Raw genomic sequence first — 24,797 nt, 5'->3', positions numbered from 1 at the left:
TATTGATTTACTTATTTTCAATTGGGGTAATAATAATTTTTTCTTTTGGTATTTATCAATATTTGACTCACTTTTCAACTCGTGATGAAGCAATTGAAAAATATATCACAGAAATGTTTGATATTGATTCTACACAGTTAATAGATGTTGTTGAAACGGATATATCTAATGCTTATTATTTGTTATTACGAACAAATGGTTCAGATGTTATTAATACGACATCAAACGTGAAGATCCAAGAAAACATGTTTGGTTGGAAAGTTACAGCTGGATATGAAAGATCCTATGCAGATTTAGGTAAACATCTTATAGATAGAGAAACTAACACATTAAAATAATTCATATCACTGATTGGCAAGTTCTTATTGTGCTAAAGGCTGCTTTAGTTAAACAGTTTTTGTTTATGGAACTAACGCAGATGGTTTGTTGATAAGGAATTTTTTTTATTGAGTTAAATTCAGGTTGAGTATAATAGAAACTAGAAGTTTTACCATAGCTATTTTGAAAGGAGCTAATTGGTTTGTATTTATTTGAAGAGATTGTCATTAATGGTGTTGAACAAAATCCACTAGTTGAAATTAGGGATAATAATAATGAACAGCCAAAGAAATATACAAATGGGGAATAATACGCTTATTTTATAGAAAATATTCAACTAAAGTAGAAGAATTAGAAGATAAATCAAGAGCTAATACTTAAGTATAGTTATGTTATAGAGGAGACAACAGTCTGTTTCTGAATTGGTATACTTAAACCAAAGATAGCTTTAGTTAAACAAGACCATCACTTCGATGGTTTATTTTTTTATCAGAAACATTAAATTGTGATATATACACCTAATTAAAGTAACGGTTTAGTATAACAAATGGTATAAGTTTTGATTGAAAGAGAAATTTTAAAAAAATTGAAAGGAGGATGTTGTAATGATAAAAGTGTATTTATTGATGTTAATTGTAATAATTCTAACTGGTTGTAATGGGATTCCAGTTAGAGGCACTTTTATACAACCAGAGGGTAAAGTTATCTTAGAAAATAACGATTATTCGATGACTATAGGTGACTTCGAATGGAAAGAACGTGATTTCGAAGTAAGTAATATTAGTACTTCAGATAAATATGAATTAGCTGGTGAATTCACTACATTAGAAGGAAGTGGAGATGGGAAATTAGAAATTGAAATAGATCAAAACCCTACTTCAATAGACGCTAATCAGTGGAATACAGATTTTACAAGTACTACGATAGAAGTTAAAGGGAACAAAATAACCCTTCCATCAGAAAAAGGATATTATATTTATGAAGTTATTGTTGAATGGCCGCAGGGAAAAGCAACTTATATTTTTGATATTGATATATTATAACCAAAAATTGTTATAGAAAAGCTATTGCATATATTAACTCCTAGAACGTAAAAAGGATAGTTCACTATATAAATTCTCAGAAATAGAATATGTAGTAGGGGTGATAATATGTCATTGATTTGTATAGAAGGAGCAAGTGCCGTAGGAAAAACAACAACATCTCATGAATTTGCAAAAAGAACCAATGCTTTTATAATTCCGGAAGTAAATTTTTTATTCGAGCGCCCGAAAGTAGAGTCAAAAACCTGGTATATAGAACGTCAAATAGAACGTTGGTTAATTGCTCAAGAAAAACTTAAAACTTATGATACTGTTATTCTTGATGGCGATATTTTTCAACTACTAAGTTATAACTGGTGTTTCGATTTTAAATTATATAATCATAGTTTAGATTTTATTTCTGGATTTTACCGAAATGAAATTAAAGAGGGGAGAATTAGATTCCCTGATAAGTATTTCTATCTATATACCGACAAAGAAAATTTGAAAAGTCGTAAGGAGATAGATATTACAAGAAAAAGAGGTAATTTTGAAAAACATTTAGAAATAGTGGAACCTCATCAACGTTATTATGAGACATTAAACTATTTTATTCCTGAATATGTTGAACTAATAAATGCAGAGAGCATACAAGGAAATATTACATCTATATCAGATAATGTTTGTTCTTATCCTGTAAGTTTCCATTCAGTAGATTTACTTGATAATATCACAAAATGGTTAGCAAATAACAAGGCATAGTCTTGCTCCTATTTAAACTAACGAAAGTTTAATTTCAAGAAGGGAATTGATACAAAATATGAATAGTTCTGCTGCATGACCGGCTAAAAGGGTGCGTTTAGTTAGATGATAATGGAGTTTTCATGTTGAATACGAAGGGAAGATTCATATAATAAAAGCATTAGTTGGATTTAATCTTTATCGAAAAACCTGAACTTAATATTAAGCTATACGCCCACAGTAACCATGCAGCGAAAAAAGGTAATGAATCAGTATGTAAGTTTAAAAAGACTTTATCAAAAAAAATAACGCTAAATATATCCAAAATCATTCCTGGGAGAGCAATTTGGACTGATGTCATTAGACGCTTTGATTCAGGTATTTTTCTCAAATAATAATAAGCATACGTTGCAATTATTATTAAAGGTATGGTCAGAATAAAGGTAATAATCAATAAAGACACATTCCCAGGTATCAGAAATAGTTGTCCGTAAAAACGGAAAAGTAATGTCGCTAAAACCCACAATAAAATGCCCCAGCTTACATTTATCATAAAATTCACCTCTAATAAAGATTTAATATATATTATTCTACATAGATTATTAATCTCCTCGTATCTTCGGTAAATTTTATGTAAAGATGAGGTGCCGAAGCTAAGTTACGGATAAAAGTGTAAAACAAGATTTATAACTAATTGGGAGAGTTATCCAAAAAGTGTGCCGAATTCTGATAGCTCTTTAAAACTGCTTGAGTGGGAACAATAATAACTGATCAGGAGTGTGGAAGAAGGAATTTAATATAAAAGTGTAGAAAATATAATATTCAACATATATTTTAGTATTGGCAACTATTAAATGTAAGGGAGCAATCACCATGAAGGCGATGATATACGATAGGTACGGAATGACAGACGTTCTTATGCTCAAAGAAGTAAAAATACCAGTTATACAGGACAATGAAGTACTGGTAAAAGTTCATGCTGTATCTGTGAATTCATGGGACTGGGATCTCCTAAGAGGTAAACCCTTCTTAACTCGTATTGGAGGATTGCTAAAACCAAAATACAAAATCCTAGGAGCGGACATAGCGGGGCGGGTTGAAACGGTTGGAAGCGATGTAAAACACCTTCTTCCAGGAGATGAAGTATTCGGGGATATTTCCTGGTGTGGCTGGGGTGGGTATGCAGAGTATGTATGTGTGCATGAAGACGCATTATCCTTAAAACCACCAAGTATGACATTTGAACAAGCGGCAGCCATTCCACAAGCTGCTGTTCTAGCCTTGCAAGGTCTTCGCGATAAAGGACATATTCAGGAAGGGCAAACGGTTTTAATTAACGGTGCAGGCGGAGGTGTGGGCACGTTCGGGTTGCAGATTGCCAAATTACATGGTGCTGAAGTAACCTGTGTAGATAGCACGGATAAGTTGGAAATGCTGAAGACAATGGGAGCGGACCATGTTATTGATTACACTCAAGAAGATTTCGTGCAAAAAGGTATATTGTATGATCTTATTCTTGATGTAGTAGGAAACCGGTCTATTTTCAATTATAAGGATTTATTAAAAACTAAGGGCACGTACGTCATGGTCGGTGGTCCAATGTCACTAATCTCTCAAGTATTGTTTCTGGGACCTATAATTTCTAAAATGGAAAAAAAGAACATGAAATTACTTGTCCATAAACCCAATAAATCTGATCAAAACATCCTACTGGATCTTTTTGTACAAGGAACAGTACAACCTGTAATAGATAAAAGTTATCCGTTAAGCCAGGTTGCAGACGCTATAGAGTATCTTAGTGAAGGAAACGCACAGGGGAAAGTTGTCATCAGTTTGGAACAAAAAATACTTTAAAGAATTGTACTTCAAAAAGATTTTAATTATATTATTAATCTGTTTATGGTGCTGGAGTAACTATTCGTTTAGTTTTTTGTTCAACTGGGTTTTTGACTCTTGATATAGGGAGGAGAATGAAGAAATTCCCCTAAAATAGTTAATAAATGCATAGACTCTTTCAGTCGAAACACTCAACTTTCCCTAATAGTCTGGGTGTTTTTTATTAGTTAAATTATGTATTTATTATAAAGGTATTCTCACTTACCGGTGCTTTACTTCAAGAGGGGTATTGCATTTTTTATTGAAATAGCGCGGAAGTTATAAGAGTATCTATCAATTTTAAAATAAGTAAAGGGTGAGTTATATTGGGTTCAAGAATAATGCACTTGATTATTACTAATAGAATTGCAGAGAGTCTATTGATAGAAGATAGAACCTCATTTTTACTTGGAGGCATTGCAGCAGATGCTGTTTCCACTAAAGACTTAACACATTTCTTTAAAGGTGATGTACAAGATTATACAAGAAGCATTAGTTATAAAGGATTCTTACATAAATATAAATCACAAATAGAAGACCTTTATATATTAGGGTATTTTACACATTTAATCGCCGATGATATTTGGTTAAAAGGTTTTTATCTTCCTTGGTTGAGAAACAGGATGGAAGAAAATAACGTAATACTTCATTTGTATCATAATGATTTCCGATTATTAAATGGTAAATTATTAGTATACTGGATCTACGTCAAGATTCTGGACACAAAAAGATTAAGTTTTTTTCTGCACAACCACCATTCAGGAAGTGTTCCACATCCCAAGTAAATCGTCAAAGTGAAAAGAGCCTTTGACAATCTACTCGGGACGTGGAGAGATTAACCCATGGATGTTGTGCCTGAAAAATGTGGAGGGGGGATTGGCTTTTACCCCTAAGACTCAGGCTGCTGCGCGACACATTATTTCATACGCCTCTGGCGTTACAAAGCCGATGCTTCCATGAATTCGTTTGCGATTATACCAACCTTCTATATATTGAAATAGCGAGATTCTCGCATTCTCAAAGTATTCATATCGTTTTTGATAGACTTCTTCTTTTTTGAGTGTCGCATGAAAGGACTCGATGCATGCATTGTCATAAGGGCATCCTTTACGACTGAATGATGCAATCATTCCATATTTTTTTAACTGTTCTTGAAATGCCTCACTTGTATATTGAGTACCCAGATCCGTATGCATGATCAATCCCGGTGAAGGATTTTGGAATTCGACGGCACATTTTAAAGCATCCAACACGATTTCTGTGGTCATCGTACGGGAAAACTTGTAGCCTACTATTTTCTTTGAATGCAAATCGAGGACAGACGCTAGATAACACCAGCCATCTCGAAGCGTATGGATATACGTGATATCTGCCACCCATTTTTCATTGATTGTGGTTGTTGTAAAATCTTGCTTCAACACATTTTCTCGTTCTTCTACTAGTGCCTGTGTGCTTGCTGGACGGTATTTCTTCACAATGTTTGACTGGATGCCTGCTTGTTTCATCAGACGTTGGACTCTTTTTATACTGCAAGAATAGCCTTCTTTTAAAAGTACTCGATGTATTTTGGGGGCGCCATAGATACCTTTACTTACTTTATGAATGGCTATTATACGATCCAATATTGCCTCATTGGCCACGTGGTAGCTGTTCGGTTTCTTATGAAATGATTGATAATAGGTACTTTTAGGCATCTTTAAAATGCGACACATCACTTGTACTGGATGATGCCCGCTTTCATTTGTAATGTAGTCGATCAGTTCTTCATCCTCTATTTTCTCGCGAATATGGTCATAGCCTTTTTTAGGATTTCAAGTTCCTGTTTTAACCGTAGGTTTTCTTTTTGAATCATTTCTACATCGGATACAGTTAATTCCTTTGTCCCTTCGATTGTAGAGAGTTGTTTAATCCATTTATAGATAGTTACTTCTGAAACACCATATTCGCTAGATAGTTGGCTGACCGGGGTACCTGAGCTGTGAAGCTCCACTACTGTTTGTTTAAATTCTTGGTTATAACGTTTTTGACTCATAATACAGACACGACCTTTCGTTAGTTCAATTTTATTGACTTAACCAAGATGTGTCCATACATCTATACTACATTCAATACTATGGCTTAAAAAATGATTTAAGTAGAAGGTTAAGTAAGTTTCCTACAATTTTAGATTTGGAAGAGGGACAGTCTGAAGAGGTAAAAAATTTCCTTCCTTTTCTTTTAAATGAGATGGAATACGATAAAGAAGTTTTGAATGAAAAACTTGATGTTTTTACGTTTAATCAGATAATTGGTTATATAGAGACATCAGTTAATATGGGATTATTAAATATCAAACTTTTATCACGATAAGAAGTTATACTAGCTGGTGCTTTAATTCAAACAGTGGAAAAGCTGGTGAAAGAAGGTTAAGTATTAGCTTTGGTTCCTTAACATCAAGTGGTAAGAAAGGAGTTATTCATTTGAAATTAAGTATTTCTCTGTTTGTAACTCTGTCTTTCTTGTTAATGATAACTGGTTGTACGCATAGAAATTATTTAGAACAAGATGAATTAAAAAAGGAAGATGTTATCGATATAGAAGAAGAAAAAGTATTATTAATTGATGACTCAGAAGAAGAGTTTTCATATTTATCCGACCTGTCGGAAGAAGAATTAAAGTCATATGAACTATTTACAAGGGAGTATGACACAAATTACTTAAAAGGTTTTTCACCAGAAAAGACTATACTTATATATATTCATTCAGCAGTTATCGACGATATAGAAGCAATCTATTCATTGGCTTATTTGGATGGTGAGCTACCTGGTTATGATTCTTTTAAAGAAAAATATTATGAAAATCTGAACATATCCAATTTAGAGATAGCCTTAGATTTTAGATATTATGATTCAATCAAAATAAAACAAGAGAATAGTAATGGCCTATTAGTCGAATTAATGGTTAGCTATGGGAGTTTCACGGCTACTACATTAATGGGATTAAAAAAAGAAAATGAAACATGGAAAATTGAATTACCAGACTTACTTCAAAATTGAGCTTTTCAGTATTTAGCCTTATTTAACTAGGGGGGCTTTATATGAAGAGCTTTTAATAACACATTAAAAAGATTGATATCATTTGTTTAAATTTAATAGAGTTAACGTGAAGATTAAAACAAGTAGCTAATAATAGAATACAAACGACGGGGGAGAAAAGTCCATGGGATTTCCAAATTTGGAAACAACACGGTTGAACTTAGTTCAAGTTGAAAAGGAACATGCTCAAAGCTTTTACGAAATTATGTCAAGAAACGAAGTGACCAAGTACTATGGAATGGAGAGTTTGAAAAGTCTAGAAGATGCTCTAAAAATAGTCGAGTCTTTCCAAAACACATACAAGAGCAAAAGAGGTATAAGATGGGGAATCGTATTAAGGGATACTGGCGAGTTTGTAGGTACATTGGGATTAAACAATCTTAGCACCAGGAGTAAAAAAGCTGAGATTGGTTTTGAGCTGCATCCTTCACATTGGAACAAAGGGATTATGACTGAAGCTGTAAGGGAAATATTACGTTATTCATTTGAGGATTTAGAAATATATAGAATTGGTGCTATAACTTATCCACAGAATGAGCCATCTATACAGTTATTAAAACGGTTGGGTTTTACTGAGGAGGGATTATTAAGGGGTTACCTCTATCAAAATAATCAGTCTCATCATGCTTTAGTTTTTTCATTGTTAAGAACAGAATGGCAATAAATATTATTGAACCAGTATAGTTAAACAAGTGGTACATGTCCATCTAAGGCGGAGATACAAGGGTGATTGCACAAAAATTGCAATCGCTATTTTGGCAGAAAATATTCTTTAATGATATCGATCTATATACATTCCTTAAAAGAAAGGAGAAATTATAAATTTGATTAATTATTTTGAACGTAAAATAAGATTAAAAGACTTCGAAGTTTGGGATTTACGAATTGCCAAACGAAACTTATCATTATTCATATTAGATGAACATCGACCTGCTACCTTAGAGGATTTTGAAATGCCAGAGCTAATTTATGAAGAAGGTGACCAACGTGTGAATTATGTATCTGCTAAGTATTACTCAAAAGAAGTTGTTTTAGAAGAACATAAAGAAATACTTGGTGAATTTGCAAGAATGCTAACAGAACATTTAGCATTGGCACATTGTGAAGTTATTATAAAATTTTATCAAGAAAACCCTAAAAAAGCACTAGACCGAATTATGTTAGCTAAATATGGTTTCAAAGAGTCTGAAATTCCTTTAAAAAAACTATGGCACTTTAATCAAGAATAGAAGTTAAGTTTTTTCCCTAAAGTTTGAAAATTAAAAATGATAAAAGGTTATGTAGGACTGTAGAATGACTATGAAATAGTTGATTTAAATAGATACATATGGGGAAAGAAGGTATAAATATGCCTGGTGAGCTGAATAACTTTGAACAAGGATACATAGAAAATCCAGAGAGAATTAAAAAGTTATATAAACGAACATTAATCATAATCGTTATTTCTCAAATGTTTGGAGGAGCAGGATTAGCAGCTGGAGTAACAGTTGGAGCATTACTTGCAGAACAAATGCTTGGAACAAATGCATTTGCAGGGCTTCCAGCAGCTTTTTTGACTTTAGGATCAGCAGGAGCTGCTTTTTCAGTAGGAAGACTTTCTAACCGTCTTGGTAGACGCATGGGTCTTGCAACAGGCTTTATAACAGGCGGCCTCGGAGCAATAGGCGTTGTTTTTGCGACTGTTTTTAATACTGTGCCTATATTATTTGCTTCCTTATTTGTATACGGTGCAGGAACTGCAACAAATTTACAAGCTCGCTATGCCGGTACAGATCTAGCAACTAATAAACAGCGGGGCACTGCTGTAAGTATAGCAATGGTTTCCACGACATTTGGAGCAGTTGCTGGTCCAAACCTAGTGGATGTAATGGGGAATTTCGCACTTTCAATTGGTGTTCCTGAATTAGCAGGTCCGTTTATTTTATCCGCAGCAGCATTTATATTAGCAGGAATTGTGATATTTACTTTTTTACGTCCTGATCCACTCATTATTGCGTTAAACATAAATACAAATAAAAAAAACACGATACTTAACGAGACTCTCGAAAAGAAACAAAGTAATAAAAAAGGAATTACAATTGGAGCTACCATTATGGTTCTTAGTCAAATTGTGATGCTTGCTATTATGACAATGACACCGATTCATATGGGACATCATGGTTACAGTTTAAGGGAAATCGGACTTGTTATCGGGTTTCATATAGGTGCAATGTATCTGCCTTCACTCTTCACGGGGATTCTTGTTGATAAGTTTGGTCGAACTGCCATGGCGATTGCTTCTGGAATCACATTGCTGCTTGCAGGAGTTGTAGCTGCAATTGCACCCGCTGACTCTTTATTCCTTCTTGTTGTTGCATTATCGTTACTTGGAATAGGATGGAATTTGGGGTTAATAAGCGGTACAGCCTTAATTGTTGATTCAACAGAACCTTCAACACGTGCCAAAACTCAAGGAACTGTGGATGTTTTTATTGCATTAGCAGGTGCAACCGGAGGTATCATGTCAGGACTGGTTGTTGCTGGTACAAGTTACGAAACGTTATCACTTGCCGGAGGGATTTTGTCTTTAATACTCATTCCAGTTGTAATATGGTCCCGCAGTGGAAAAGAATGATGGTACAAACGAAAATATTTCTTGTTTAACAAACGAGTGCGATTGTTGAACAAGATTATCAGTTATTAACAACTCTCCACTCTTAAGAGTTTGGAATAATAATGATTTTATATTGGTTTTTACTCTTAGTTTGAATTTAGACCTCCAGGGTACAATAGTACAGAGGACAAATTGTAGGTAGGAGGTGTTTACATGAATCAGAAATATGAAGAGTGTCTTAAAGCTTGCAACGAATGTCTAGAGGCTTGTAACAAATGTTATGATGCTTGTTTAAGGGAAGATCATGTAAAAATGATGGTCGAGTGCATTAGATTAGATCGAGCTTGTGCGGATGCTTGTGCATTTGCTATACAAGCAATGACTTCTAATAGCCCTTTTATGAAAGAGATTTGTCAACTTTGTGCGGAAATTTGTGAACGTTGCGCGGATGAATGTGCTAAGCACGACCATGAACATTGTCAAAGATGTGCTGAATCTTGCCGAAAATGTGCAAAAGCATGTCGTGAAATGAGTATGTAAGTTAAAATTACTAGGAATTTAATTTTGATTATTAAAAGGCTACTGCAAAAAGTAAGCAATATACTTTTTGTGGTAGCCTTAAATTTCTCTAAAAGAAAAAATGAAAGTGATGTTCCATCTTGCTGTGACATAAATGTAGAAACTCGTCAGAATGAGTCTCTTTAATATATAGACATTAAATAATAGCTCTGAAATTTTCTACTTTACATACCACACCGTGGTATGGTAATATGAAACCAAGTTAGGAGGTTGAGCTGATGGAAAACGTATTGAAAGATACTATTTACGATAAAGAGTTTGTCACATCCTGCCGGAAAAGCCATCATCCAGAACGTGTAAAAAAGGATTTAACAACTCGATTAAATCGTATAGAAGGGCAAATACGAGGGATCAAAGGCATGATAGATAAAGACGTTTACTGTGACGATGTAATTACACAACTGTCTGCGACACAATCTGCTTTAAATAGTGTAGCCAAAATTCTTTTGGAAGGTCATCTAAAAGGCTGTGTAGTTGATCGCCTTTCAGAAGGTGATGAAGAGGTATTAGACGAACTACTTGTGACGATTCAAAAGCTCATGAAAAAATAAAAAGATATAACTAGCATAATGCAAAAATTTTAATTAAAATATACCCCAGTGGTGTATGTGGGTTATATATACTTCAATTAAGGAGAGAAAAAATATGCAAAATTTAACATTAAATGTACAAGGAATGTCTTGTGGACATTGCGTGAACGCAATCGAAAAAAGCGTTGGTCAATTAACTGGAGTAGAACTAGTAAAAGTAAACTTAACGGACGCGCAAGTAAATCTAGCATTCAATGAAGTGCAAGTATCACTCGATAAAATTAAAGAAACGATTGAAGATCAAGGTTATGAGGTAGAATAAAAATTGATGGAGTGCTTCCATAGCACTCTCTTATTTTCAAAATCAGATACCCCTAGATGGTATGAAAGAGGTGGAAAGTAACATGAATACAGAAGTTAAAGAAGCTAACTTGCAAATTACAGGAATGACATGCGCAGCGTGTGCAATTCGTATAGAAAAAGGGTTAAATAAAATGGATGGTGTCGAACAAGCAAGTGTGAACTTGGCACTTGAAAAGTCATCGATTAAATATGATCCGTCCAAACTGAGTGCAGCCGATTTTGAAAAAAAAATCGAAGCACTTGGTTACGGTGTTGTTAAACAAAAAGCGGAATTTGATATTACAGGAATGACTTGTGCCGCATGTTCTACTCGCATTGAAAAAGGGTTAAATAAAATAGAAGGTGTTGCAATTGCGAACGTCAATCTAGCGCTTGAAAAAGCAACAATCGAATTTAATCCATCAGAAGTAACAGTTGCGGACATTATTGCCAAGGTAGAGAAGCTCGGTTATGGTGCACATCAAAAGCAAGAGGATACAGAACAAGTGGACCACAGAGAAAAGGCAATAAAAGATCAGAAACGTAAATTCATTATTTCGGCCATTTTATCGTTACCTTTACTATGGACGATGGTAGGGCACTTTACATTTACATCATTCCTATATGTACCGGATTTTTTAATGAATCCATGGATACAACTGATTTTGGCAACACCAGTCCAATTTATTATCGGGAAACAGTTTTATGTGGGTGCTTATAAAGCACTTCGTAATGGTAGTGCAAACATGGATGTACTTGTTGTCATGGGTACTTCCGCAGCCTATTTTTATAGTGTATATCAAGCAGTTGTTACAGCTGGAACACATCACGGTCCACACCTATATTTTGAAACAAGTGCGGTACTGATTACACTTATTATTTTAGGTAAATTATTTGAGGCAAAAGCTAAAGGACGTTCGTCTGAAGCTATAAAAAAATTAATGGGGCTTCAAGCTAAAACAGCCATAGTCGTTCGTGATGGAGTTGAAAAAGAAGTACCCTTAGAAGAAGTAGTGATAGGTGACACAATTTTAGTGAAACCAGGTGAAAAAATCCCAGTTGATGGGGAGGTTTTAGAAGGAATTACAGCAGTGGATGAATCCATGTTAACAGGTGAAAGTTTACCTGTGGATAAAAATACAGGCGATGTATTATATGGATCAACCATTAACAAAAATGGTTTCATCAAAATGAAAGCAACAAAAGTTGGTCGTGACACTACATTAGCTCAAATTATTAAAGTAGTAGAAGATGCACAAGGGTCAAAAGCTCCGATCCAACGAATGGCAGATCAAATTTCGGGTATTTTTGTACCAATAGTAATAGGGATTGCTATCCTTACCTTCCTAGTATGGATTATCTGGGTGCAACCAGGTGAATTTACAGCCGCACTTGAAGTGTTGATAGCGGTACTGGTTATTGCTTGTCCATGTGCTCTTGGTTTAGCGACACCAACTTCCATTATGGCTGGTTCGGGTAGAGCTGCAGAATTTGGTATTCTGTTCAAAGGCGGCGAGCATTTAGAACAAACACAAAGCATTGACACAGTGGTAGTGGATAAAACAGGTACTGTTACACATGGTAAACCGGTATTAACAGATGTTTTAATAGCAGATGGTCAAGACGAAGAAAGACTTTTATCATTGATCGGTGCCGCAGAAAAACAATCCGAACACCCATTAGCAGAAGCAATCGTTGAAGGAATTCAAGAAAAAGATATCGAACTTGGTGTCGTCCAATTCTTCGAAGCAATTCCAGGTTATGGAGTGCAAGCAACAGTTTCAGGTCAAGGGGTTGTCATTGGAACTCGGAAACTCATGCAACAATATGGAATTGATATTACATCTGTACTCCCAGCAATGGAAGAATTAGAGCGTGATGGGAAAACAGCAATGCTAGCTGGTATTAATGGACAATATGCAGGACTAGTTGCAGTAGCAGATACAATTAAAGATACCTCTCGGGAAGCTGTACACCGATTACAACAAATGGGCATCAAGGTGATCATGATGACAGGTGATAATGAACGTACAGCCCAAGCAATTGGAAAAGAGGTAGGCGTTGATGCAGTTATTGCAGAAGTGCTTCCCGAAGGTAAAGCAGAAGAAGTGAAAAAGCTACAACAACAGGGCAAAAAGGTTGCAATGGTTGGTGACGGTATTAATGATGCCCCAGCACTAGCAACAGCTAATATAGGGATGGCTATTGGTACAGGTACGGACGTAGCGATGGAAGCCGCTGATGTGACATTAATTCGCGGCGATTTAAACAGCATTGCTGATGCGATTATAATGAGTCGTAAAACAATGCGCAATATTAAACAAAACTTATTCTGGGCATTTGGCTATAATACACTTGGTATTCCAATTGCGGCAATAGGATTACTTGCACCTTGGGTTGCAGGCGCAGCGATGGCATTTAGTTCGGTGTCCGTTGTACTGAACGCTTTACGTTTACAAAGAGTGAAATTAGAAAAATAAAAACTATTATCTATAGAGTGAACTACGTTATACACTGTTTACTCTATAGATTACATGTTATTAGTATCAATAAAGAAGCATTTACCAAAAAATATAAAAATTTTTTGAAACTCAATAATACCTAACCTAGGTATGGTAATTAGAATAAAGAATATTATTTGGAAAAGGGTGGAAATGAATATGGATAGCGATGTTAAAAAAATTAAAATTGCGATAAATGGCGGAATAGGGTTTGGAGCAAAGTTAGATGCAAAACAACTTATGACAATCTCTAAATATATGTATGAAGATGATCAACTTGAGTTAACCACTTTTCAACAACTCTATATAGAAATTCCAGAGAATAGAAAAGTAGAAATCATAGATGAATTTGAACGTGTTGGGTTGGCGTGTTATCCAGTAGGAAACTACGTAAAGAGTTTAAGAACATGCAATTTTTGCAAAGGAGAAGAAGAAGAAGGAATGCCAGTAGCAAAAGAGTTAAATAGACGCTTTGCTGGAAAACCTGTACCGTTCACTCTAAAGTTTGCTTATACAGGTTGCCCAATCGGCTGCGGTGAACCAATGTTAAGTGACATAGGAGTAATGAAATTTAAAGATAATTACAATTTATATGTTGGAGGAAAAGCAAAAGGAAAAGACGCCGAGGTTGGTTTCTTGCTGAAGGAGAACTTAACACCAGAAGAATTGTACGATACCGTAGATGAAGTAATTGCTTCCTATTCACAAATGGGCAAAAAACGGGAGACATTTTTTAATTTCTGGAAGAGGCTTGGTAAGGACCAATTAATAAGTTAATGAAAATTGCTTTATTTGTTGTGAATTAATAAATAGGTAAGGGAAAATAATTCATCTTATTCTAGACGGTCCATTATTTAATATCAAATCAAAATAAACTGTAATATTGGAGGTAATATCATTATGACTACACAAGCACAGTCAATTTCGCAGCCAGATCCGAAGCGTTGGAAAGCACTCTTTTTGTTGTGCTTTGCGAATTTCCTTGTCATGATGGATTCTGCAATTATTCAGATTGCCCTACCATCTATCAGAGAAACGCTAGGTTACAGTCAAGAAAACTTACAATGGGTAATGAGTGCTTTTCTGATTTTCTTCGGAGGATTTCTACTATTGGGCGGAAGGTTAGCGGATTTATTCGGAAATCGAGGAATTTTTAATTTGGGTGTTCTCATTTTAATTTAATTGTGTCATCAATGTTTGCAGGTTTAGCTTGGAGTGAAATGAGTTTAAACGTGTTCCGGGGAATTCAAGGATTGGGCTCTGCTTTCATTGCACCAGCTGCACTGTCCGTGATTATGCTCTTGTTTTCTTCTAATGGTAAAGAAATGGGTAAAGCACTTGCTTTTTGGGGGCTTTCCGGGGCAGCAGGTGGAGCTTTGGGGATCGTTTTAGGAGGTGTCATTACAGAAGTTCTAGGTTGGCGCTGGACATTATTGATCTATGTTCCATTTGGTATTATCGTACTTATCTTGTCTCCAAAGCTTTTACAAAAGGCAGGACCTAAAGCAACGGGTAGTGTTGATTATATCGGTGCCATTTTAGTTACTGTTTCTTCCATGTTAATTGTGTATGGAATTGTAACAGCAGAGCATAGTGGTTGGCAGTCATTCAATACAATAGTTGCCTTAGCTGTTGGTGCTGTCTTGCTTATTATTTTTCTTTTGGTACAGTCCAAGAAAAAAGAACCACTTTTACCGCTCAATATATTCAAGACACCTAATTTAGCTATAGGAAATATTTCGGTTTTCTTAATAGCAGCATCCTGGTTTCCGCTTGTATATATACTTGTTTTATACTTGCAACAGGTTTTACAGCTTTCTCCATTTGTTGGAGCAATGGCACTACTTCCCATGCCGATATTTATGGCGATTTTCATGATCGTTTTAGCAGAAAAGGTAATGGAGAAATTCGGAATAAAAAAGACATTGATCACTGGATTTATCATACTAGGAGGAGGCGCCATTTTATTTTCACAAACAGCTACAGTAAATGGAAACTATTGGACAAATGTGTTGCTAGCTGGATTACTAGCATCTCTAGGTAATGCACTTGCCTATTTACCTGCTACCACGGCATCTGTGTCAGAAGTAGAATCAGAAAGGTCAGGTATTGCATCTGGTTTATACAATACCTTTTACCAAATTGGTTCTGCGGTTGGTCTAGCTTTAATAGTAGCTATTGCAGGCGCAACCACTGCTTCTAGCACAGCCGGGTCATCAGTAGTTGCATTGAACGAAGGTTTTCAGCAGGCATTTTTCTGGTCAGGTATAATAGCATTTCTAGGTGCTCTATTAGTGCTTCTATTTGCCCGCTCACCGAAATAAGGAGAGTCATTTCCATTTGTAAAGTCCCGGATTTTTTGTTCTGGGGCTTTTTTTAATATGTTTTAACTATGAAATATGAAAAAAACAGACAAAAATGTATTTTTTCAGTCTGTCTTTACGCTTAAAATGAGTATGATTCGCCGTGGTCTGGTGCAGCCTTATCCCCTTCATAGATATCTTCTTCCCTCATAACGAGCGAACCGCCTTCTATTTTATATATTGCGATTACTTCTTTGACCACCTTCATACCAAACAGTATCTCCAGCTAGATATAAAGTTTTTTCATTTGGTTGTTTGATTGAAGACAACATGTGTATAATATGTCTTCGCTAAAAGATATTTTAAAATTTAATGGTAGATTCGTTGAAGAAAAATGGTATGATCCCTACATCACAATAAAATATCCGAATAAAAAGCTAGTTGTATTATCTTGTATGGATTCACGTCTTGTTAACTAAGTAAAGTGTAATGAAAAAAGACTATCCAGAAAAAATTACATCTGAACAGCCTTTTACTTTTAAATGTTCTTTATGATTTGTTAATTTTTTTGTAGGAAATCTTCGGTGGATTCTACAGCGCAATACATACCGTTAAGCGCACCGACAAACGCATAATGAACTTGATCAGCTGGAACAACCTTACCTTCATATGACAAGTCTCGTGTTGCACATGCATCTTCAATAAGTGTAGTTTCATAGCCAAGATCTACTGCAGCTCTGACTGTGGCATCAATACACATATGTGTCATCATACCCACAACCACTACCTTAGTTATTCCTTTTTCTTTTAGTTGGCTTTCTAATTCAGTCTTTAAAAAGCTGTTAGGGAAATGTTTGATAATAATGCTTTCATTTTCCAATGGTTGAACAGTTTCATGTATTTCAGCCCCTACGGTATCAGAAATAAAGAAGCCTAGTGCTGGGTCAGCTGCGATATGTTGAATATGAAAAATGTTCTCTTTGTTATTCTTTCTAAACCATTCAAGCACTTTCGCAGCATTAGCAGCCGCTTTTTCAGGGTTACTTAATTCCATATTTCCTTTTGGAAAATAGTCGTTTTGAATATCTACAATAATTAGAGCTGTGCTCATTTTCTCCACCTCATTCAAATTATTTTGTTACACTATAATCATAGAACGTTTAGTAGTTTATATCGATAGGTTGACGAAACACTTTTATCTCTAAAAATTTCATGGTGAAAGGAATTTATAATGGAACTTGATAATATTGATTTTCAAATTCTTCGGTTATTATCCGAAAACTCTCGTGTGCAATGGAAAGACTTAGGTGAACAAATTCATATGACGGGACAAGCAGTAGGGAATCGTATAAAAAAACTGGAGGAAAATGGGGTTATTAAAGCTTACTCATTAATAGTTGATGAAATGAAATTAGGACTTATTTATACTGCGTTTGTCATTATCTATATGAAAACAGTCAATCATGATTCGTTTATAAGATTGATGCATGATCGAAAAGAAGTGGTAGAGGTTCACCGCGTATCGGGAGAAGCCTGTTATCATATAAAAATAAAAGTGAGTTCTCAAGAACAATTGAATCTTTTTTTGGATAAAATTCTTGAGTACGGGAACTATACTGTACATTTATCTATCCAGGAGATTAAACTACAGAATCCGTTGACTGCTACATGAATAAAAACGCTTTTCTTTTCTAGGTGCATCGTTTCTATATTATTCGGGTGCTACGATTAGATTAAAATAAAAAAGGCAACTTTCTGTTAAAAACTAGAAGTTGCTTTTTTTGTGTTGGTTTTTAAATTAGCATTTTCTAATCTGTTATTTTTCTTTATTATTCTCTCCCCATTGACACATTTCTTGAATAAGAGGCCAGAGAGTTTGTCCTTTTTCAGTAAGGCTATATTCGACCTTTGGCGGAATTTGAGGATATTCCTCACGATGAACTAAGCCATCATTCTCCATTTCTTTTAATGTCGAACTTAGCGTTCTATAGGTTACAGTGCCTATCATACGTTGAAGTTCATTATATCGTACGGCACCATTTTTGGATAAATAGTAAATAACGAGCAGTTTCCATTTGCCGTTGATAATAGAAAGTGTGTAGCCGAAAAAAGTCTCTTCGTTGTCTGCGACTATAACTTTGGATTTTTTCATAATTACACTATCCTCCTTGATAGTATGCGTCTAAAAAGTGCATACTTGTTTCAGTAACTATACGTACTATATAATACATTTAGATTCCAGTAAAGCATGTATCCAACATACAAAATGGATACATTCCACGAAGAAAATGCCACCTATATTACCATCAGTAAAGGGAGAGAGCTTTATATTCCAGATGCAATTGCTGCTAAATCTATTGGAATCGACGGTGATATTGCGGAAGTGTTAGAGCATTTAGTGCAAATGAGATAAGCTAATACAAAAGAAGGATAAATTATTTTAGAGGTGAAATTATGAAAAAATTTGATATATCTGTTTTATCAGTTGCACCGTTAAGACAAGGAGAAACAATGAAGCAAGGAATTGATACTGCAGTATTATTAGCCAAAGCTGTAGATAAAATGGGTTATAACCGAATTTGGTTTGCGGAGCATCATAATCACGATGCTTATGCAAGTGCTGCCACCGTTTCGATTGTACAACATATACTAGCAAATACAAAAAACATTCGCGTAGGTTCAGGTGGCGTTATGCTCCCAAATCATTCCCCATTAGTAGTAGCCGAGCAGTTTGGAACACTAGAAACATTGTATCCAAATCGTGTAGATTTAGCACTTGGGCGTGCGCCTGGAACAGATCAAAAAACTGCCGATGTGATTCGTCGTTCGAATCATAATGGGGTATTTTTCTTTGAAAGAGAGGTACAAGATATTTTGCGTTTTGTAGGGGAAGTGAGTGTGCAAGGAGAGGTGCGAGCTTATCCAGGTGTTGGAACTAATGTACCAGTTTTTATATTAGGCTCCTCCACGGGTTCAGCTAAAATCGCTGCAAAACTTGGGCTACCTTATGTATTTGGTGCTCAATTTACTCCTCATGCGATGGCAGAAACGATCACTATATATCGAGAAAATTTCAAACCTTCTGCTTATCTACAAGAGCCTTATGTGATAGCTTGTATTAATGTGATTGCAGCAGACTCAATGGAAGAGGCAACATTTATTTCTGCAAGTCATTTGCAGGTATATATTGATATTTACACAAATAATTTAAGACAGCTGATTCCACCAACTAAAAACTTCCTTGAATCGTTATCACAAGATGAACTAGAGATTCTTCATCATCGGTTAGGCTATACAATCATGGGTGATGCAAAAACAATTCGTCGTGATTTAATTAAATTTCAACAGACGTATCAAGTAGATGAAATCATCGTGATTTCTAATATTTACGAATCGAAAAAGGAAATTCATTCTTATGAGATATTAAAAAAAGTAGTGGATGAGCTATTTGAATGAACAATAGAGCTGCATTAGAATATTACACAGTTGAAGTCACCTACCAATGCTGAAAGCACATCAATGTTTTTATTGATGTGCTTTTTCAAATTATTTGAAAAGTGTAAAACAAGTGTTTCCCCACAAATTTTTTCCACTTTATCAAAGAACCTTCATCTTCGAATTTTTAGGTTTGATAAAACAATAGATACCAAATATATTGTGTTTAAGATGTGCAATCACAGTGGCTTGAGTTCGTATACAACCTTGGATTTAATGAGCCCTTAATACATACCACTATAGTTTTGGATATTGGCAAAGTTTGTTTGACTGGAAAAACCCTTCAGATAGGGATGCAAAATTAGAGGATAACGGAGTTATTGATGGTATACAATCAAAGTAAATCAAGTTAAATTAAGATATTATATATTTGCTTTTATTACCTTTCTTAAACAATGCACTTATCATCAATCTTATTTTTCGTTATAAAAACTCAAGAAACATACATAATTCATAACTATAAAATGAGTGGTGACGGTTGTTATCTTCTCGGATACAAATTTCTATTTTATTATATATTAGATAGATTTCTGTAAGACTTAAACGAACATGCAAATTATCCATTGTCATCAATAGAGTAGGCTCATTTTTCAATATTGACAATATACCAGAGAGGGTATATCATACAGCTTGTCAGTAGTTTTGTGATAAATAGGGAGGAGAATTCCATGGAATACAATGATCAAATGAAAAACAGAGTGAAGCGTATGGAAGGTCAACTTCGGGGAATCTTGAAAATGATGGAAGAAAACAAAGATTGTAAAGAAGTCATTACGCAGTTGTCAGCTGTTCGCTCAGCAGTAGACAGAACAATTGGAGTGATAGTGAGTTCAAACTTAGTTGAATGTGTCCAAGAAGCCGGAGTAAATGGAGAAAAAACAGATGAAATGATTAAAGAAGCTGTCAACTTGCTTGTAAAAAGCAGATGAAACTCAAGGGTTGACATCTTTTTTTTCTTTCGTTATTATACCCGTAGGGGTAATTGTGAAAAGAAAAGGAGGAATAAAAATGAATGCTGATAAAGTATTAAATGCAAAAGGATTAGCATGCCCAATGCCAATCGTAAAAAGTAGAATGTCCATAAATGAACTTGAAGGGGGTCAAATACTAGAGGTTCATACAACAGATAAGGGAGCTAAAAACGACTTTCCTGCCTGGGCTAAATCTGGTGGGCACGAGCTTCTGAAACATGAGGAAGAAAATGATGTATTAAAGTTTTGGATTAAAAAGGGCTAATTCTATTGTTTTATACAAATTTATACCCTAGGGGGTAAATAAATATGTCTATAAAGGTGGTAAAGATTTGGAATACGTAACTTACATCGTTATTGGTCTTATATTGCTTTTCATCTTACAACGCGTTCTACCAACAAAAGGTGTTAGGCATATTTCAACAACTGATTTAAAAGAGGAGTTAAATAACAAAAATAAACAATTTGTTGATGTACGAACACTTGGAGAATTTAAAGGAAATCACATTAAAGGCTTTAAAAATATTCCTCTCCATCAACTCTCTAAGAAAGCGGAGAAGGAGCTTTCAAAGGAAAAAGAAGTGATTATCATTTGCCAAAGTGGAATGAGGAGCCAAAAAGCCAGTAAGATGCTCCAAAAAATAGGCTTTACAAAAGTGACAAATGTAAAAGGCGGCATGAGCAACTGGAGATAGTAGAATAAGGGGGACTTACAATGAAAGAAATGACTGCAAAAGAAGTAGAGGCTTTCATTAATGAAGTAAAGCTATTAAATATCATCGATGTGCGTGAGGTAGATGAAGTAGCAGAAGGGAAAATTCCTGGAGCAATAAACATTCCATTAGGATTAGTCGAATTTCGTATGCATGAATTAGATAAATCAAAAGAATATATCATAGTTTGCCGTTCAGGAGGAAGAAGTGGCCGTGCAACACAATTCCTTGAAGACCAAGGTCACAAAGTGATCAATATGCAAGGTGGCATGCTTTCTTGGGAGGGCAAGATAGAGTAAAATTTTTTAATAATTTTAATACCCATGCCCGTATTAAAGTTGAGGTATGAAAAGGATTTATAAATAATGAGTGAGGAGAGATTTGAAAATGAATTCAGTAACAGTTTACACAACAACACAATGCCCGTATTGTGTCATGTTAAAGAACTTTTTATCAGAACAAAACATCTCTTTCAATGAAGTGAATGTTGAAACACAACCTGAAGTTATGCAAAGACTTGTTAAAACGACGGGGCAAATGGGCGTACCTCAAACTGAAGTGAATGGTCAATGGATTATAGGCTTTGATCCAAATAATATCATGATCGCATTAAGAAATCGGGGTGAAAAATAAATGAATAAAAAAGTAGCAATTATCGCAAGCAATGGTGGATTATTTGATGCATACAAAGTGTTTAATATCGCAACTGCAGCTGCAGCAACAGATCAAGAAGTAGCTATTTTCTTCACATTCGAAGGCCTAAACTTAATCCACAAAGAGGCTAATCAGCAACTTCCGATGCCGGAAGGAAAAGAGCATTTTGCTGAAGGATTTACGAAAGCTAATGTTCCAGCCATCCCAGATTTGCTTGCTATGGCAAAAGAAATGGGTGTTAGATTCATTGGCTGTCAAATGACAATGGATGTTATGGGTTTAGATGAAGAGGATTTTATAGATGGAATTGAAGTAGGAGGTGCTGTCACATTTTTAGAATTTGCTAAAGACGCGGATGTAACATTGACATTTTAACTTCATTCTAAAGAGGTAAAGTTGAAGTAATGACTCAGTTATAACTTGAATATTTTATTTTTTTGAAAATTATATACCCTAGGAGGTAAAGGTATGGATATAAAAGCTATGGATTCAATAGAAGTAACTAAAAAAATAGTTAACAAAGAAGAACTATTTATTTTAGATGTTCGAAATACTACTGATTTCGCAGACTGGAAAATCGAAGGTGAAAAATTTGTTTATCTAAATGTTCCATACTTCGATTTAATGGATGGTGTGGAAGGAATCCTGGATGAGATTCCTGCTGATAAAGATGTACTAGTCGTTTGTGCAAAAGGGCGCTCATCTATTATGGTTGCAGAGATGCTAACTGAGGCGGGACTTTCTGTTTCATCCCTAGACGGTGGAATGAAAGCATGGAGTGAACATTTATCACCTGTTAAAGTGGGGGATCTAAAAGATGGTGGAGAGATTTATCAGTTTGTACGTATTGGTAAGGGGTGCTTGTCTTACATGATCGTCTCAAACGGTGAGGCAGCTATTATCGATTCGGCAAGAACTACGGACATCTATCTTGAATTTGCAGAACGTATTGGTGTAAAAGTTACCCATGTATTTGATACACATCTACATGCCGATCATATTTCTGGTGGAAGAAAACTTGCTAAGAAAACAAACGCAACCTACTGGCTCCCACCGAAAGATGCCGTAAATATAACATTTGAATATGAACCATTAGAAGATGGAAATGAAGTGACAATTGGTAATACTTCTATAAATATTCATGCCTTATATTCTCCAGGTCACACAATTGGGTCAACATCCTTTGTTGTGGATGAAAAGTTCTTATTGTCTGGGGATATTTTATTTATCGATTCAATTGGTAGACCAGACCTTGCCGGTTTAGTAGATGACTGGGTCTCAGATTTAAGAGAAAGTCTCTACGCAATATATAGAGGATTATCTGGGGAGCTAATCGTTTTACCAGCACACTTTATGATCATCGATGAATTAAATGCAGATGGAAGTGTATCTGAAAAGTTAAGTACGCTCTACGAAACAAATCATGGGCTAAATATAGAAGATGAAAATGAATTTAGAAAGCTTGTGACTGAAAATTTACCGCCCCAACCAAATGCATATCAAGAGATTCGAGAAACGAATATGGGGATATTGAACCCTGATGAAGAAAAACAACGTGATATGGAAATTGGACCAAATCGTTGTTCGGTTCGTTAAAAATAATCAGATGCTGATAAGGTTGTTTCAAAAGAATTTCAAGGGATCAAAGAGGGAGCCGAAACAGGTTCCCTTTTTAAAAGGAGGAGGAAAATGGATATAGGTTTTATTGTTACCATCTTCTTCATTGGATTGATAGGCTCGTTTATTTCTGGAATGTTAGGAATAGGTGGATCCATTATTAATTATCCGTTGCTGTTGTATATCCCTTCTGTACTTGGTGTTGCCCAGTTTACAGCCCATGAAGTGTCAGGAATAACTGCCATCCAAGTATTTTTTGCTACGATTGGTGGAGTCTATACTTATCGAAAAGGTGAATTTTTAAATAAGAAATTGATTGTTTACATGGGTACTAGTATTATAATCGGTAGTTTCTTTGGGGGATTAGGTTCTACGCAAATGCCTGAAAGTGGAATCAATTTCGTATATGGAATTTTGGCAATTATTGCGGTCATCATGATGTTAATACCTAAAAAAGGACTTGATGACATACCCATTGGTCAAATCAGGTTTAACAAATGGCTTGCTGCATTGCTAGCATTAATCGTTGGAGTCGGGGCAGGTATTGTTGGTGCAGGCGGAGCATTTTTGTTAGTACCAATCATGCTAACCGTTTTAAAAATACCTACAAGAATGACAATTGCTTCTTCCTTAGCGATAACACTTATTTCGTCAATAGGTTCCATCGCTGGAAAAGTATCGACTGGCCAAGTGGAACTCTTACCATCACTTATCATGGTGGTTGCTAGCTTACTTGCCGCACCACTTGGGGCTATGGTTGGAAAAAAGGCAAATACAAAAGTGTTACAAATGATTTTAGCAATATTAATATTTGTAACGGCAATTAAAATTTGGTTAGATATATTATTTTTTAACAATTAATAAGCTGTGTTATGGAAAAGACATTAATTGAAAGGCATAATTTCCTTATACTAACAAGGCACCTAATGATATAAAAAAAGAAATTCAGCAATGGTGATTAAATGAGCACAGTGTCTAAACTAGCTGCTTAGGCGGCACTTTGCACGCAGTCCATTCGCCGCTAAATGGAATGTTGGAGGTTAAACCACATATGAAACGGATTAAATCAATAGAAGCTTGGCGAGAGTTATTGGAAAAGTCAAAAGAACAGCCTTTTCTTCTATTTAAATTTAGCAAGACATGCCAAAGCAGTTTATCAGCTATGAAGGTAGTACAAGCGCTTGAAACAGAACTTCCTAAATACATAGTTATTGTACAGGAGGACAGTACTGTTTCAAATTCGATAGAAAAAGATCTCAGGGTGAAGCATGAATCCCCTCAACTTCTAATCTTGAAAGATGGAAAAGGAGTTTGGCAGGCTACTCACTACAAAATAAAGAAGTTACTATTAAACGAGGCAATTAATACGTATGTTTGATTACTAGCCCCTACGACTGTTCAAGAATTAGGTCAGCTCTTTTATGGGGGGTGAACAAAATATTACTAGTGACTGAGAATCACAAAATTAA

Annotated in this window: 32 protein-coding genes and 3 pseudogenes; 30 read left to right on the top strand and 5 right to left on the bottom strand. The window is 35.2% G+C overall.

Annotation, left to right across the window (positions count from 1 at the left end):
* Positions 1–2: 2 nt before the first annotated feature.
* The 3 genes from MKY29_RS11160 to MKY29_RS11150 all read left to right on the top strand — a co-directional run bounded on the left by MKY29_RS11160 (position 3) and on the right by MKY29_RS11150 (position 2,102).
* Entirely contained in the window at positions 3–338 is a 336-nt protein-coding gene (locus tag MKY29_RS11160; RefSeq protein WP_241599740.1) for a hypothetical protein, read from the top strand.
* 585 nt (positions 339–923) lie between these two features.
* Complete coding sequence (locus MKY29_RS11155; RefSeq protein ID WP_340879801.1) at positions 924–1,361, top strand: hypothetical protein; 438 nt, start codon at positions 924–926, stop codon at positions 1,359–1,361.
* 108 nt (positions 1,362–1,469) lie between these two features.
* The gene (locus MKY29_RS11150; protein ID WP_340879800.1) at positions 1,470–2,102 is read left to right on the top strand and encodes a chloramphenicol acetyltransferase; all 633 of its coding nucleotides are present in this window, start codon (positions 1,470–1,472) and stop codon (positions 2,100–2,102) included.
* Between the two features lie 160 nt (positions 2,103–2,262).
* On the opposite strand, the gene MKY29_RS11145 is transcribed toward MKY29_RS11150, so the two are convergent.
* On the bottom strand, positions 2,263–2,634 hold the full coding sequence (locus tag MKY29_RS11145; protein WP_340879799.1) for a DUF5367 family protein: 372 nt from the start codon (positions 2,632–2,634) through the stop codon (positions 2,263–2,265).
* A 320-nt stretch (positions 2,635–2,954) separates the two neighbouring features.
* On the opposite strand from MKY29_RS11145, the gene MKY29_RS11140 reads away from it, so the two are divergent.
* Together MKY29_RS11140 and MKY29_RS11135 are read left to right on the top strand one after the other, a co-directional pair.
* The gene (locus MKY29_RS11140; protein WP_340879798.1) at positions 2,955–3,935 is read left to right on the top strand and encodes an NAD(P)-dependent alcohol dehydrogenase; all 981 of its coding nucleotides are present in this window, start codon (positions 2,955–2,957) and stop codon (positions 3,933–3,935) included.
* Between the two features lie 347 nt (positions 3,936–4,282).
* Positions 4,283–4,657, top strand: a pseudogene (locus tag MKY29_RS11135) (hydrolase); the annotation flags it as partial.
* Between the two features lie 195 nt (positions 4,658–4,852).
* Here MKY29_RS11135 and MKY29_RS11130 read toward each other — a convergent pair.
* Positions 4,853–5,988, bottom strand: a protein-coding gene (locus tag MKY29_RS11130; protein WP_340879647.1) for an IS3 family transposase whose coding sequence is annotated in 2 segments (ribosomal slippage) — positions 4,853–5,763 and positions 5,763–5,988 — 1,137 coding nt in all. Because the reading frame shifts where the segments join, the coding sequence is not laid out codon by codon here.
* A 50-nt stretch (positions 5,989–6,038) separates the two neighbouring features.
* On the opposite strand from MKY29_RS11130, the gene MKY29_RS11125 reads away from it, so the two are divergent.
* From MKY29_RS11125 to MKY29_RS11070, 12 genes are all read left to right on the top strand, one after another.
* Positions 6,039–6,305, top strand: a complete 267-nt coding sequence (locus tag MKY29_RS11125) for a hypothetical protein (RefSeq protein ID WP_340879797.1) — start codon at positions 6,039–6,041, stop codon at positions 6,303–6,305.
* A 149-nt stretch (positions 6,306–6,454) separates the two neighbouring features.
* Positions 6,455–6,991, top strand: a complete 537-nt coding sequence (locus MKY29_RS11120; RefSeq protein ID WP_340879796.1) for a hypothetical protein — start codon at positions 6,455–6,457, stop codon at positions 6,989–6,991.
* A gap of 163 nt (positions 6,992–7,154) precedes the next feature.
* A complete protein-coding gene (locus MKY29_RS11115; RefSeq protein ID WP_093496364.1) occupies positions 7,155–7,694 on the top strand; it encodes a GNAT family N-acetyltransferase in 540 nt (179 codons plus the stop codon).
* A gap of 160 nt (positions 7,695–7,854) precedes the next feature.
* A complete protein-coding gene (locus MKY29_RS11110) occupies positions 7,855–8,259 on the top strand; it encodes a hypothetical protein (protein ID WP_093496365.1) in 405 nt (134 codons plus the stop codon).
* A gap of 119 nt (positions 8,260–8,378) precedes the next feature.
* On the top strand, positions 8,379–9,644 hold the full coding sequence (locus MKY29_RS11105) for an MFS transporter (RefSeq protein WP_340880852.1): 1,266 nt from the start codon (positions 8,379–8,381) through the stop codon (positions 9,642–9,644).
* Positions 9,645–9,836: 192 nt separating this feature from the next.
* Positions 9,837–10,163, top strand: a complete 327-nt coding sequence (locus MKY29_RS11100) for a four-helix bundle copper-binding protein (RefSeq protein WP_090570356.1) — start codon at positions 9,837–9,839, stop codon at positions 10,161–10,163.
* A gap of 257 nt (positions 10,164–10,420) precedes the next feature.
* On the top strand, positions 10,421–10,753 hold the full coding sequence (locus tag MKY29_RS11095) for a metal-sensitive transcriptional regulator (RefSeq protein ID WP_090570353.1): 333 nt from the start codon (positions 10,421–10,423) through the stop codon (positions 10,751–10,753).
* Between the two features lie 94 nt (positions 10,754–10,847).
* On the top strand, positions 10,848–11,054 hold the full coding sequence (gene copZ / locus MKY29_RS11090; protein ID WP_090570350.1) for a copper chaperone CopZ: 207 nt from the start codon (positions 10,848–10,850) through the stop codon (positions 11,052–11,054).
* Positions 11,055–11,136: 82 nt separating this feature from the next.
* A complete protein-coding gene (locus MKY29_RS11085) occupies positions 11,137–13,554 on the top strand; it encodes a heavy metal translocating P-type ATPase (protein ID WP_340879795.1) in 2,418 nt (805 codons plus the stop codon).
* A gap of 180 nt (positions 13,555–13,734) precedes the next feature.
* Positions 13,735–14,352, top strand: a complete 618-nt coding sequence (locus tag MKY29_RS11080) for a nitrite reductase (protein ID WP_241599715.1) — start codon at positions 13,735–13,737, stop codon at positions 14,350–14,352.
* A gap of 123 nt (positions 14,353–14,475) precedes the next feature.
* On the top strand, positions 14,476–14,757 hold the full coding sequence (locus MKY29_RS11075) for an MFS transporter (RefSeq protein ID WP_340879794.1): 282 nt from the start codon (positions 14,476–14,478) through the stop codon (positions 14,755–14,757).
* An 11-nt stretch (positions 14,758–14,768) separates the two neighbouring features.
* Positions 14,769–15,899: an MFS transporter gene (locus MKY29_RS11070; protein ID WP_340879793.1), complete on the top strand. Its 1,131-nt coding sequence runs from the start codon at positions 14,769–14,771 to the stop codon at positions 15,897–15,899.
* Between the two features lie 145 nt (positions 15,900–16,044).
* Here the strand turns inward: MKY29_RS11070 and MKY29_RS11065 are convergent.
* A pseudogene (locus MKY29_RS11065) lies at positions 16,045–16,195 on the bottom strand (MBL fold metallo-hydrolase); the annotation flags it as partial.
* Between the two features lie 24 nt (positions 16,196–16,219).
* On the opposite strand from MKY29_RS11065, the pseudogene MKY29_RS11060 reads away from it, so the two are divergent.
* Positions 16,220–16,351 (top strand): annotated as a pseudogene (locus tag MKY29_RS11060) (carbonic anhydrase); the annotation flags it as partial.
* 86 nt (positions 16,352–16,437) lie between these two features.
* Here MKY29_RS11060 and MKY29_RS11055 read toward each other — a convergent pair.
* On the bottom strand, positions 16,438–16,989 hold the full coding sequence (locus MKY29_RS11055) for a cysteine hydrolase family protein (RefSeq protein WP_241599711.1): 552 nt from the start codon (positions 16,987–16,989) through the stop codon (positions 16,438–16,440).
* A gap of 120 nt (positions 16,990–17,109) precedes the next feature.
* Between MKY29_RS11055 and MKY29_RS11050 the strand changes: the two genes are divergently transcribed.
* Positions 17,110–17,550, top strand: a complete 441-nt coding sequence (locus tag MKY29_RS11050; RefSeq protein WP_340879792.1) for an Lrp/AsnC family transcriptional regulator — start codon at positions 17,110–17,112, stop codon at positions 17,548–17,550.
* Between the two features lie 144 nt (positions 17,551–17,694).
* Here MKY29_RS11050 and MKY29_RS11045 read toward each other — a convergent pair whose 3' ends face one another.
* Positions 17,695–18,030, bottom strand: a complete 336-nt coding sequence (locus MKY29_RS11045) for a winged helix-turn-helix transcriptional regulator (protein WP_241599706.1) — start codon at positions 18,028–18,030, stop codon at positions 17,695–17,697.
* 96 nt (positions 18,031–18,126) lie between these two features.
* Here MKY29_RS11045 and MKY29_RS11040 point away from each other — a divergent pair, with 96 nt between their 5' ends.
* From MKY29_RS11040 to ytxJ, 11 genes are all read left to right on the top strand, one after another.
* Positions 18,127–18,291 carry a hypothetical protein gene (locus MKY29_RS11040; RefSeq protein WP_340879791.1) on the top strand — a complete coding sequence of 55 codons (165 nt, stop codon included), beginning with the start codon at positions 18,127–18,129 and terminating at the stop codon, positions 18,289–18,291.
* A gap of 41 nt (positions 18,292–18,332) precedes the next feature.
* A complete protein-coding gene (locus MKY29_RS11035) occupies positions 18,333–19,334 on the top strand; it encodes an LLM class flavin-dependent oxidoreductase (RefSeq protein ID WP_340879790.1) in 1,002 nt (333 codons plus the stop codon).
* A 707-nt stretch (positions 19,335–20,041) separates the two neighbouring features.
* A complete protein-coding gene (locus MKY29_RS11025; RefSeq protein WP_090570339.1) occupies positions 20,042–20,302 on the top strand; it encodes a metal-sensitive transcriptional regulator in 261 nt (86 codons plus the stop codon).
* 79 nt (positions 20,303–20,381) lie between these two features.
* Positions 20,382–20,609, top strand: coding sequence for a sulfurtransferase TusA family protein (locus MKY29_RS11020; RefSeq protein WP_340879789.1), 228 nt, complete (start codon positions 20,382–20,384; stop codon positions 20,607–20,609).
* Between the two features lie 67 nt (positions 20,610–20,676).
* On the top strand, positions 20,677–21,039 hold the full coding sequence (locus MKY29_RS11015; RefSeq protein ID WP_340879788.1) for a rhodanese-like domain-containing protein: 363 nt from the start codon (positions 20,677–20,679) through the stop codon (positions 21,037–21,039).
* Positions 21,040–21,059: 20 nt separating this feature from the next.
* Positions 21,060–21,356 carry a rhodanese-like domain-containing protein gene (locus MKY29_RS11010; protein WP_340879787.1) on the top strand — a complete coding sequence of 99 codons (297 nt, stop codon included), beginning with the start codon at positions 21,060–21,062 and terminating at the stop codon, positions 21,354–21,356.
* A gap of 88 nt (positions 21,357–21,444) precedes the next feature.
* Positions 21,445–21,690: a glutaredoxin family protein gene (locus tag MKY29_RS11005; RefSeq protein WP_269923178.1), complete on the top strand. Its 246-nt coding sequence runs from the start codon at positions 21,445–21,447 to the stop codon at positions 21,688–21,690.
* Positions 21,691–22,086, top strand: coding sequence for a DsrE/DsrF/DrsH-like family protein (locus tag MKY29_RS11000; RefSeq protein ID WP_340879786.1), 396 nt, complete (start codon positions 21,691–21,693; stop codon positions 22,084–22,086).
* Positions 22,087–22,179: 93 nt separating this feature from the next.
* Positions 22,180–23,307: an MBL fold metallo-hydrolase gene (locus MKY29_RS10995; protein WP_340879785.1), complete on the top strand. Its 1,128-nt coding sequence runs from the start codon at positions 22,180–22,182 to the stop codon at positions 23,305–23,307.
* A 93-nt stretch (positions 23,308–23,400) separates the two neighbouring features.
* A complete protein-coding gene (locus tag MKY29_RS10990; protein ID WP_340879784.1) occupies positions 23,401–24,189 on the top strand; it encodes a sulfite exporter TauE/SafE family protein in 789 nt (262 codons plus the stop codon).
* Between the two features lie 190 nt (positions 24,190–24,379).
* Positions 24,380–24,706 (top strand): bacillithiol system redox-active protein YtxJ, encoded by a 327-nt coding sequence (ytxJ, locus tag MKY29_RS10985; protein WP_340879783.1) that lies wholly within the window; start codon positions 24,380–24,382, stop codon positions 24,704–24,706.
* Positions 24,707–24,797 lie beyond the last annotated feature (91 nt).

This window comes from Psychrobacillus sp. FSL K6-2365 (genome assembly GCF_038003165.1).
In the GTDB taxonomy this organism is placed as follows: domain Bacteria; phylum Bacillota; class Bacilli; order Bacillales_A; family Planococcaceae; genus Psychrobacillus; species Psychrobacillus psychrodurans.
This window is presented reverse-complemented; position numbering and strand designations above follow the sequence as displayed.